At 70.8% G+C, this 8902-nt stretch carries 11 protein-coding genes; 8 read left to right on the forward strand and 3 right to left on the reverse strand.

The annotated features are described in order from the left end of the window. Window positions 1-62 precede the first annotated feature (62 nt). Both ACFPZ3_RS66130 and ACFPZ3_RS66135 read left to right on the forward strand, forming a co-directional pair. Window positions 63-794: an IclR family transcriptional regulator gene (locus tag ACFPZ3_RS66130; protein ID WP_379524594.1), complete on the forward strand. Its 732-nt coding sequence runs from the start codon at window positions 63-65 to the stop codon at window positions 792-794. A 42-nt stretch (window positions 795-836) separates the two neighbouring features. Further along, the gene (locus ACFPZ3_RS66135) at window positions 837-1424 is read left to right on the forward strand and encodes a DUF4291 domain-containing protein (protein ID WP_379524595.1); all 588 of its coding nucleotides are present in this window, start codon (window positions 837-839) and stop codon (window positions 1422-1424) included. On the opposite strand, the gene ACFPZ3_RS66140 is transcribed toward ACFPZ3_RS66135, so the two are convergent. Next, window positions 1411-1731 (reverse strand): helix-turn-helix domain-containing protein, encoded by a 321-nt coding sequence (locus ACFPZ3_RS66140; RefSeq protein ID WP_379524596.1) that lies wholly within the window; start codon window positions 1729-1731, stop codon window positions 1411-1413. The genes ACFPZ3_RS66135 and ACFPZ3_RS66140 overlap by 14 nt on opposite strands. Window positions 1732-1896: 165 nt before the next feature. On the opposite strand from ACFPZ3_RS66140, the gene ACFPZ3_RS66145 reads away from it, so the two are divergent. Further along, window positions 1897-2547, forward strand: a complete 651-nt coding sequence (locus ACFPZ3_RS66145) for a Rossmann-fold NAD(P)-binding domain-containing protein (protein WP_379524597.1) — start codon at window positions 1897-1899, stop codon at window positions 2545-2547. Here ACFPZ3_RS66145 and ACFPZ3_RS66150 read toward each other — a convergent pair. After that, a complete protein-coding gene (locus ACFPZ3_RS66150) occupies window positions 2534-3862 on the reverse strand; it encodes an MFS transporter (protein ID WP_379524598.1) in 1329 nt (442 codons plus the stop codon). The genes ACFPZ3_RS66145 and ACFPZ3_RS66150 overlap by 14 nt on opposite strands. Before the next feature lie 91 nt (window positions 3863-3953). On the opposite strand from ACFPZ3_RS66150, the gene ACFPZ3_RS66155 reads away from it, so the two are divergent. The 4 genes from ACFPZ3_RS66155 (at window position 3954) to ACFPZ3_RS66170 (ending at window position 7230) form a co-directional block, all read left to right on the forward strand. Further along, window positions 3954-4487: a CGNR zinc finger domain-containing protein gene (locus ACFPZ3_RS66155; RefSeq protein WP_379524599.1), complete on the forward strand. Its 534-nt coding sequence runs from the start codon at window positions 3954-3956 to the stop codon at window positions 4485-4487. Window positions 4488-4623: 136 nt separating this feature from the next. Further along, complete coding sequence (locus tag ACFPZ3_RS66160; protein ID WP_379524600.1) at window positions 4624-5763, forward strand: LLM class flavin-dependent oxidoreductase; 1140 nt, start codon at window positions 4624-4626, stop codon at window positions 5761-5763. A gap of 28 nt (window positions 5764-5791) precedes the next feature. Then, window positions 5792-6394: an FMN reductase gene (locus ACFPZ3_RS66165; protein ID WP_379524601.1), complete on the forward strand. Its 603-nt coding sequence runs from the start codon at window positions 5792-5794 to the stop codon at window positions 6392-6394. Between the two features lie 71 nt (window positions 6395-6465). Then, a complete protein-coding gene (locus ACFPZ3_RS66170; protein ID WP_379524602.1) occupies window positions 6466-7230 on the forward strand; it encodes a chitosanase in 765 nt (254 codons plus the stop codon). A gap of 30 nt (window positions 7231-7260) precedes the next feature. Here the strand turns inward: ACFPZ3_RS66170 and ACFPZ3_RS66175 are convergent, their stop codons facing one another. After that, window positions 7261-8172 (reverse strand): NHL repeat-containing protein, encoded by a 912-nt coding sequence (locus ACFPZ3_RS66175; RefSeq protein ID WP_379524603.1) that lies wholly within the window; start codon window positions 8170-8172, stop codon window positions 7261-7263. Between the two features lie 160 nt (window positions 8173-8332). Between ACFPZ3_RS66175 and ACFPZ3_RS66180 the strand changes: the two genes are divergently transcribed. Further along, a complete protein-coding gene (locus ACFPZ3_RS66180; protein WP_379524604.1) occupies window positions 8333-8887 on the forward strand; it encodes a hypothetical protein in 555 nt (184 codons plus the stop codon). Window positions 8888-8902: the final 15 nt, after the last annotated feature.

Raw genomic sequence — 8902 nt, forward strand, 5'->3', positions numbered from 1 at the left:
GTCGGACTGGTGTGCCTTCTGGGATAGGGATCCGATTTTCAGATGACGCAGATGCTGTAGGGATGACCGGCGAACAACCCAGCGATCTGATTCGCAGCGTCTCCCGCGCCCTCCGCGTGCTGGAAGAGGTCGCGCGGGCCGACCGGCCGCTGTCGGTCAAGGTCATCGCCCGCCGATGCGGCCTCAACCTGTCCACCTCCTACCACCTGGTCCGCACCCTGTGCTACGAGGGGTACCTGCACCGGCGGCCCGACGGCGACTATCTGCTCGGCTCGCAGGTGGCCGAGCGCTTCCACGAGATGCTGGACTCCTTCGATCGGCCGCCGCGGGTCTCGGAGGTGTTGCGGCATCTCGCGGCCGTGTCCGGGCACACCGCGTACCTGGCGCAGCTCTCCGACGGGCGGCTGATGGTGGTGGACGTGGTGGAGGGGCCGCACTCGCCGTGGCTGGAGGACCTCCAGGCGGGCCTGGAGACGGCCCCGCACGCCACCGCGCTCGGCAAGGCGCTGCTGCTCTCCCTGCCCTCCCGCGCCCGGCGCGGCGTCCTGACCGAGCACGGCCTGCGCCGCTTCACCTCCTCGACCCCCGCCAGCGTCGAGGACGTCGAGGAGGAGCTGTCGCGGTTACGGCCCGGGCAGGTGGTGGAGGAGCACGGGCAGTTCAGGGAGGAGGTGGCCTGCGCGGGGGCGGTCGTGCCCGGCACGAAGTGGGCCATCGGGATCTCGGCCCGCGGGCTGTCCATCCCGCAGATCGCCCGCATCCGCCTGGCGGAGGCCCTGCGGGACCTGCGTTAACTCGTTGCCCGCCGGGCTCGGCCTTCGCCATCCTTGGATGCCATGAACGTGCCCTACCGCCAGATCCGCGCCGCCTACACCGAGCGCTCGATCACCGTCTACCAGGCCTACGACGCCGCCATCGCCGCGCCCGCCGTCGCGGCGCAGCGCTTCGTGGCACCCTTCAAGCGGGAGCGGATGACGTGGATCAAGCCGTCGTTCCTGTGGATGATGTACCGGTGCGGGTATGCGACCAAGCCCGGGCAGGAGCGGGTGCTGGCCATCGAGCTCAGCCGCGAGGGCTTCGCCTGGGCCCTGGCCCACTCCTGCCTCAGCCACGACGACCGGAGCCCGGGGTGGGCGGAGCGGGTGCGCCGCAGCCCGGTGCGGATTCAGTGGGATCCTGAGCGGGGGGTGCGGCACGAGGCGCTGGCGTACCGGTCGATTCAGATCGGGCTGTCGGGGGAGGCGGTGCGGCGCTACGTGGAGGAGTGGACGGTGGGGATCCGCGACATCACGGATCGGGTGCGGGAGGTGCGGGCGGCGGTCCGCAGCGGCGCCGACGTGGGCGCGCTGCTGCCTGCCGAGCGGCCGTACCCGGTGGCCGGGGAGGTCGCGGAGACGATCGGGGCGAGCGTCAGCTCACTTTGAGCTGCTCGTCGCCGAAGTCCGCGATGAGTTTGAGCGTTCCCCCGAGAGCGGCGACATAACGATCAAGCACCTCCCTGGTCGAGACGTCCCCTCCTTCGATCTGGGACACCCTGGCCACGGAGATCTCCATACGTTCTGCCACCTGCGTCTGTGTCAGCCCTCGGCGCTTGCGCATTTCCGCCAGCCGCCAGCCTTGGGCTTCCGCGCGGGAGCGCTGGATCTCGTCCTCGAAAGCCTCCTGGCCTCCGGCAGTCTCGATGGCGCGCTCCAGATGCCCGCTCTCACGCCAGCGTCGATAGCTGCTCACTGCTCCATCTCCTTCTGACGCTCCGCCAAGTACTGCTCGTACAGCCGTTCGGCACGAGGTATGGAAGCCTGATACCGCCGTCACAGCGCCTCCCGCGCCTAGATCTTAGGAAGCTCCTAAGTCCCACGGTGGGCCGTGTCCCTTCACTCCGGAAAGGATCGTGTCATGAGAGTGATTCTGTTCGGGGCGACCGGGATGGTCGGGCGGGGGGTGCTCAGGGAGTGCCTGCTCGATGGCCGGGTCACGAGCGTGCTGGCGGTCGGGCGGGCCCCGACGGGGGTCACGCACGGCAAGTTGCGTGAGATCCGGCACGATGACCTGCTCGACCTGTCCGCGATCGAGGGCGAGCTGGGCGGGCACGACGCGTGTTTCTTCTGCCTGGGGGTGTCCTCCGCGGGCATGAGGGAGGAGGACTATCGGCGCGTCACGTACGACTTCACGCTGTCGGCCGGCGAGACGCTGGCGCGGATCAGTCCCGGCTCGACGTTCGTGTACGTGTCCGGCGCCGGGACCGACGTGCGGAGCCGGGCCATGTGGGCCAGGGTGAAGGGGCGGACCGAGGAGGCGTTGCTGGCGTTGCCGCTGCGGGCGTACATGTTCCGGCCCGGGTACATCCAGCCGATGCACGGTGTCACGTCGCGTACGCGGCTCTATCGGGTGGCGTACATGGTGACGCGGCCGCTCTATCCGGTGTTGCGGCGGGTGTTCGGGGCGGGGGTGACCACGACCGAGCAGATCGGGCGGGCGATGATCGAGGTGGCCCGGCAGGGGGCGCCCCAGCGGATTCTCGGGCCCGCGGAGATCAACGCGCTCTGATCGCCGCCGGGGCCAGGGGGATGGCGAGGAGGCAGGCCGCGGCGGCGATGGCCCAGACCGCCGTCCAGGAGGCGTGGGCGATGACGACCGGGATGAGCAGCGGGGTGAGGAAGCCCACGGCGAACAATGCGGTGCCCAGGAGCCCCAAGGCGGTTCCCGCCCTGGCCGGGCCGGACATAGCGGCGATCTCGGTGTAGGCGACGCCGTGCCAGGAGTTGGCCAGGAGGCCGCCGAGGGCCAGGGCGGCGACGGTGAGCGGGGTGGGGGCGTCGGTGAGCACCGCCGCGGCGGCCATCACGATCCCGGCCAGGGCGCCGATGCCGCGCAGGTAGGTACGGCGGTCGCCGCCGCGGTCGGTGCGGCGGCCGGTCCAGATGCGGGCCGCGCCGCCGCCGATCTGGGCGATCAGCACGGTGACGCTGGCCAGGGCCGCGCCCTCGCCCTTGACGTCGTGCAGGAAGATCGCGGTGAAGGAGAGCACGGCGAACTGGGGGACGGTGAGCAGGCCTCCGGCCAGCGCGAGCCGCCACACGTCCCACCGCCGCAGGGGCGACTTCTGGCGGATGTCCGGCGATGCCCCGGCCGTGGCGTCAGGTGCGGCTTCCTTGGCTCCGGCGGTGGCTCCGGCAGAGGCGGTGGCAGTGGTGGAAGCAGTGGCGGAGGCGGTAGCGGAGGCGGTGGCGGTGGCCGCTGGGGCGGGTTCGTGGAGCCAGCGCCAGGTGGCCGCCGCGGCGGCCAGGCACAAGGCCGCCGGTACGGCGTAGACGGCGCGGAAGCCGGACGCCTGGGCCAGCCAGGGCAGCAGCGCCACCCCCACCGCCCCGCCCGCCGGGATGGCCGTCTGGCGGATGCTCATCGCGAGCCCCCGCTCCCCCTCGGCGAACCAGGTCATGATCGCGCGCCCCGAAGCCCCGTTGACGCTGCCGCCCAGTGCTCCGGCGATGGCCAGGCAGATCGCCAGGAGCACCACCCCGGCCCCGTCCCCGGGGGTCACGGCGGCGGCCATCAGGGCCAGGAGGGCGCCCGTGGCGGTCAGGCCGGTGAGCAGGACGCGGCGGTCGCCGTACCGGTCGGTCAGCAGTCCCCACACGATGTCGGACGCCGCAACCCCGAGCCCCAGGCAGGACAGCACCAGGCCGAGCGCCCCCGTGGACAGGTGGTAGTCGGCGCGCATCGTGATCCCCGTGACCGGGATGCCGGAGAACATCGCCGCGAAGCTGCCCTGCGCCCCGACGCCCACGGCCAGCACGACCCATCGGTGCCGCGGCCCGTACGGGCGCCGTTCCGCCTCAGCGGGGGAAGTCAACGAGACCACGGCACACACCCTTCACGAAATAACCGGACTTGATGGTTACTCACCCTGGCAGCAGCCAAAGTAACTTGTCAATCCGGTTACTATGGATGGCATGGACTTCACCTTCGTCAGCGGGAACCTCGGGCTCGACCTGGCCGGGACCGTCGGGCGACGGCGCGGCGAGCGGATCAGCCTGCTGGCCTCTCCCGAGGATCTGGCCCGGTGGACGGTCGCCGCCGGGCTCCTCGACACCCCGCCCGCCGTGAGCGACGACGATTACGCCGAGGCGGTGGCGCTGCGGGAGGCGATCTACCGGCTGGCGTCCGCGGCCCGCACCGGAGCGTCGTTCGAGGCGGCCGACCGGGAGAGGCTCAACGCGGCCGCCGCGCCCGCGCCCGCGACCGCGCTGCTCGGCGAGCACGGCCTGGAGCGCGGCGGCGACCTGCGCGCCGCGCTGTCCAGCACCGCCCGCGCCGCCACCGAGCTGCTCGGCGGTCCCCAGGCCGGGCTCATCAGGGAGTGCGAGGCCGACCCCTGCACCCGGCTGTACGTCGACGCCTCGCACCGCCGCACGCGCCGCTGGTGCGACATGCGCCGCTGCGGCAACCGGGCCAAGGCGGCGGCCTTCCGCGCCCGCCGACGCTGAGCGCCCGCCGGCGCTGAGCATCCGGCGGCGCTGAGCATCCGGCGGCGCTGAGCATCCGGCGGATGATGGAATATCTGGAGACGCCTTGGTGCTACCGTAGCCGTCAAAGATTCAACAGTCATGGATGGTGACTAAAGTGCAGTTCGGAATCTTCAGTGTGGGCGACGTCACCACTGACCCCACCAACGGCAGGACCCCGACCGAGCACGAGCGGATCAAGGCGATGGTGGCGATCGCGCTCAAGGCGGAGGAGGTCGGCCTGGACGTGTTCGCAACCGGCGAGCACCACAACCCGCCCTTCGTGCCCTCCTCCCCGACCACCATGCTCGGCTACATCGCGGCCAAGACCGAGCGCCTGCAACTGTCCACCGCCACGACGCTGATCACGACCAGCGACCCGGTGAAGATCGCCGAGGACTTCGCCATGTTGCAGCACCTGTCGAACGGCCGGGTGGACGTCATGATGGGCCGGGGCAACACCGGGCCCGTCTACCCGTGGTTCGGCCAGGACATCCGGCAGGGCATCCCGCTGGCCATCGAGAACTACGCGCTGCTGCACCGCCTCTGGCGCGAGGACGTCGTGGACTGGGAAGGACGTTTCCGCACGCCGCTGCAGGGGTTCACGAGCACGCCGCGCCCGCTCGACGGGGTGCCGCCGTTCGTCTGGCACGGCTCCATCCGCAGCCCCGAGATCGCCGAGCAGGCGGCGTACTACGGGGACGGCTTCTTCGCCAACAACATCTTCTGGCCGAAGGAGCACTTCATGCGCCTGATCAGCCTCTACCGCCAGCGCTACGCCCACTACGGCCACGGCACCCCCGAGCAGGCCGTCGTGGGTCTGGGCGGCCAGGTGTTCATGCGCAAGAACTCCCAGGACGCGGTCCGCGAGTTCCGCCCCTACTTCGACAACGCCCCCGTGTACGGCCACGGCCCCTCCCTGGAGGAGTTCACCGCCGAGACCCCGCTCACCGTGGGCAGCCCGCAGCAGGTCATCGACAAGACCCTGGAGTTCAGGGAGTTCTTCGGCGACTACCAGCGCCAGCTCTTCCTCATGGACCACGCGGGCCTGCCGCTGAAGACCGTGCTGGAGCAGCTCGACCTGCTCGGCGAGGAGGTCGTGCCGGTGCTGCGCGAGGAGTTCGCCAAGGGCCGCCCGGCCGAGGTGCCCGGCGCCCCCACGCATGCGTCCCTGCTCACCGCCAAGAACGAACCCGCCAAGAACGAGCCCACCGCGAACGAGCCCGCCACGGACGGGTCCGCCCCCGTAAGCGCCTGAAAAGCCTGAAAGCCCGAAAGGAGACCCCATGAAGCTCGTCGTCGTCACGGCCGGCCTGACGCAGCCCTCCTCCACCCGTCTGCTCGCCGACCGCCTGACCGAGGCGGTCGCGCGGCGGACGGACGTGGAGGTCCGCGTGGTCGAGCTGCGCGACCTGGCCGTGGACATCGCCAACAACTTCGTGACCGGCTTCCCGGGCGCCAGGCTGCGCGAGGCGATCGGGGCCGTGACGGAGGCCGACGGGCTCATCGCGGTCACGCCGATCTTCAGCGGCTCGTACAGCGGCCTGTTCAAGTCGTTCTTCGACGTGCTGGAGACCAGCGCGCTGGCGGGCAAGCCCGTGCTCATCGCGGCCACCGGCGGCACCGCCAGGCACTCGCTGGCGCTGGAGCACGCGTTGCGCCCGCTGTTCGCCTACCTGCGGGCCGTGGTCGTCCCGACCGCCGTGTACGCGGCGTCGGAGGACTGGGGCGGCGGCCGCGACGCGTTCACGGACGGGCTCGGCGAGCGTATCGCCAGGGCCGCGGACGAGCTGGCCGGGCTGCTGCGAACCCGGGCGCCGTACCTGCCGCAGGAGGAGGAGCTGGTGCCGTTCGAGCAGCAACTCGCGGCCCTGCGCCCGCTGGAGTAGTTTTCACCCCAGGAGCGGGGCCGCGGGAGTAAGGTCCGTTAGGAACCTTTCCTAACGAAACAGGAGCCCCTGTGCTTGCCGCCCTCCTGGCCCTCTCTCTCACGATCACCGGCCCCGCCGCACCGACGGGCCTCGCCGACCCGCACAAGAAGGACATCGCCATGCGGCTGGTGTCCAGCGCGGAGAACTCCTCGCTCGACTGGAAGGCCCAGTACGGCTACATCGAGGACATCGAGGACGAGCGCGGCTACACGGCCGGCATCATCGGCTTCTGCTCGGGCACCGGCGACATGCTGGAGCTGGTCGAGCTCTACACCGAGCGCAAGCCCGGCAACGTCCTGGCCAAATACCTGCCCGCGCTGCGCAAGGTCAACGGCACCGACTCCCACAAGGGCCTGGAGCCGAACTTCATGAAGGACTGGAAGAGCGCCGCCAAGGACGCGGCCTTCCAGCAGGCCCAGAACGACGAACGCGACCGCGTCTACTTCGGCCCCGCCGTCCGCCAGGCCGAGAAGGACGGCCTGCGGACGCTCGGCCAGTTCGTCTACTACGACGCCATCGTCATGCACGGCCCCGGCAGCGACAAGCTCAGCTTCGGCGGCATCAGGAAGACGGCGCTGGCCAAGGCCAAGCCGCCGGCGCAGGGCGGGAACGAGACGACCTACCTCAACGCCTTCCTCGACGCCCGCAAGGCGGCGATGCGGGCCGAGGAGGCGCACGAGGACACCACCCGCGTGGACACGATGCAGCGGGTCTTCCTCAAGAACGGCAACCTCGACCTCAACCCGCCGCTGACCTGGAAGGTGTACGGCGACAGCTACACGATCAAGAAATGACCCCGGGGCCGTAGCCCCGGGGCCGCGGGATCAGGGCTTGACGGCGACCACGTCGTAGGTGGTGTCGGGGGTGGGGGGCGTGGTGAAGCGGGCGTTGGGCAGGTAGAGGCGGTGGCCGTGGGCGGCGACCGTCGTGGGCACGTCGAACCTGGTGTCGGTCAGCCGCTTGACGATCTTGCCCGAGGCGCCGTCCCTGGCCAGGGCGATCACGGCGATCGTGTTGGCGCGGTTGAGCACGGCGTAGAGCGTGCGGCCGTCCAGCAGCAGGCCGTCGCCGTTGGTCAGCAGCTCACCGCCCAGGTCCACCTCGGTGGTGACGCCGGAGGACGGGTCCACCTCGAACAGCTTGCCGACGTTCGACTGGACGATCAGCAGCGACCTGTGGTCGGGGCTGGGGGCGATGCCGTTGGCGTTGTTGCCGGTCGTGTACTGGATCGCGCCGCTGAGCGGGATCGTGACGGCCTGCTCGGGCAGCGCGCCGCCCCGGCCGAGCTCCAGCTTGTACAGCACGGGGTTGGCCGAGTCGGTGAAGTAGGCGTCCCCGCCGGCGAGGATGACGTCGTTGACGAACGACGTCCCGGTGGCGAGCTGATACGACTTGAGCACCTGTCCGGTGCGCAGGTCCACCACCCGCGCGTTCCCAGCGTTGCCCCCGGCCACGAACAGCCGCCCGCGCCCGTCGGTCTTGAGCCCGAGCGACTGCGTGCCCGGCCCCTTGCTGACGACGGCCCCCTTTCCGGTGCGCAGGTCGGCCCGGTAGATGTCACCGGTCGCGCGTGAGCCGAAATAGGCGTAAGGCCCCGGCCCGATCGCTATGCCCTCGGGCTGGAACCCGTTGGGCAGCGGAAACGTGTCGGGTTTCGACGCGGCCTGCGCCGGCGCACTGCCGAGCAGGACCACGATCAAGGCGCTGAGTGCGGTCTTCAGGATCGCGGATCTCATGTGGCCCACGATGCCCGCGCGACCGGTCGCGGCAAAGACCCACGCCACGCTTCACAGGAACTCTTCAGGTACGTGTGCGCGGGCGGGGCTCACGGGCCACTCCACGCCCGGGGATGGCAGCGAGTAGGTTGGTACGGAGCCAATCAAACGGGGTTTTAACATGTCAAACGGTGCCCGTCACGCTCTGGGAGTGGTCGCGGGACTGCTCCTCCCTCCGCTGCTCGCGGCCGGCCTCTGGTACGGCACCGGCGAGCTCTCCCTCCAGGCCCAGCAGGCGTTCCGGGTGTCCTGGGTCGCGCTCGGGGTGCTGGCCGCGTCGGCGATCCTGCTGGGCTTCCTGGCCGGCTCGCGCCTGTCCCCGGTGGCCTCGCTGTTCGGCGGGCTGTCGTTCACCGCCCTGGGCGTCCTTCCGTACGTGGAGATGGCCACCGGAGTGCGGGTGATGCCGGACGCGTTCCTGCCGTCCTTCCTGCACACGGGGTTCATGACGCTGACGTACTCGGGGCTGCAGTTCGTGATCGGGTTGGCGCTGCTGGCCGTCTCGACGTTCCCTTCGCGCTGGCGGGGCCGGGTCGCACCCGCCGTCGGCTACCAGGAGCCCTGGGACCAGGCCTCCATGCAGCCGCAGTCGCCGGCCCAGTCGTCGGCGCAGTCGCCGTACCTGCCGCCGGGCATCCGGCCCGAGGACGCCACACGGCCGATGTACCGCGAGTGACCCGCGGGCGGCCTG

The sequence above is a fragment of the Nonomuraea insulae genome (genome assembly GCF_042656245.1).

Excerpts from the sequence above, each read along its gene's own strand:
- ACFPZ3_RS66130 (WP_379524594.1), top strand. The coding sequence starts at position 63 with ATGACCGGCGAACAACCCAGCGATCTGATTCGCAGCGTCTCCCGCGCC.
- ACFPZ3_RS66135 (WP_379524595.1), top strand. The coding sequence starts at position 837 with ATGAACGTGCCCTACCGCCAGATCCGCGCCGCCTACACCGAGCGCTCG.
- ACFPZ3_RS66145 (WP_379524597.1), top strand. The coding sequence starts at position 1,897 with ATGAGAGTGATTCTGTTCGGGGCGACCGGGATGGTCGGGCGGGGGGTG.
- ACFPZ3_RS66155 (WP_379524599.1), top strand. The coding sequence starts at position 3,954 with ATGGACTTCACCTTCGTCAGCGGGAACCTCGGGCTCGACCTGGCCGGG.
- ACFPZ3_RS66165 (WP_379524601.1), top strand. The coding sequence starts at position 5,792 with ATGAAGCTCGTCGTCGTCACGGCCGGCCTGACGCAGCCCTCCTCCACC.
- ACFPZ3_RS66175 (WP_379524603.1), bottom strand. The coding sequence starts at position 8,172 with ATGAGATCCGCGATCCTGAAGACCGCACTCAGCGCCTTGATCGTGGTC.
- ACFPZ3_RS66180 (WP_379524604.1), top strand. The coding sequence starts at position 8,333 with ATGTCAAACGGTGCCCGTCACGCTCTGGGAGTGGTCGCGGGACTGCTC.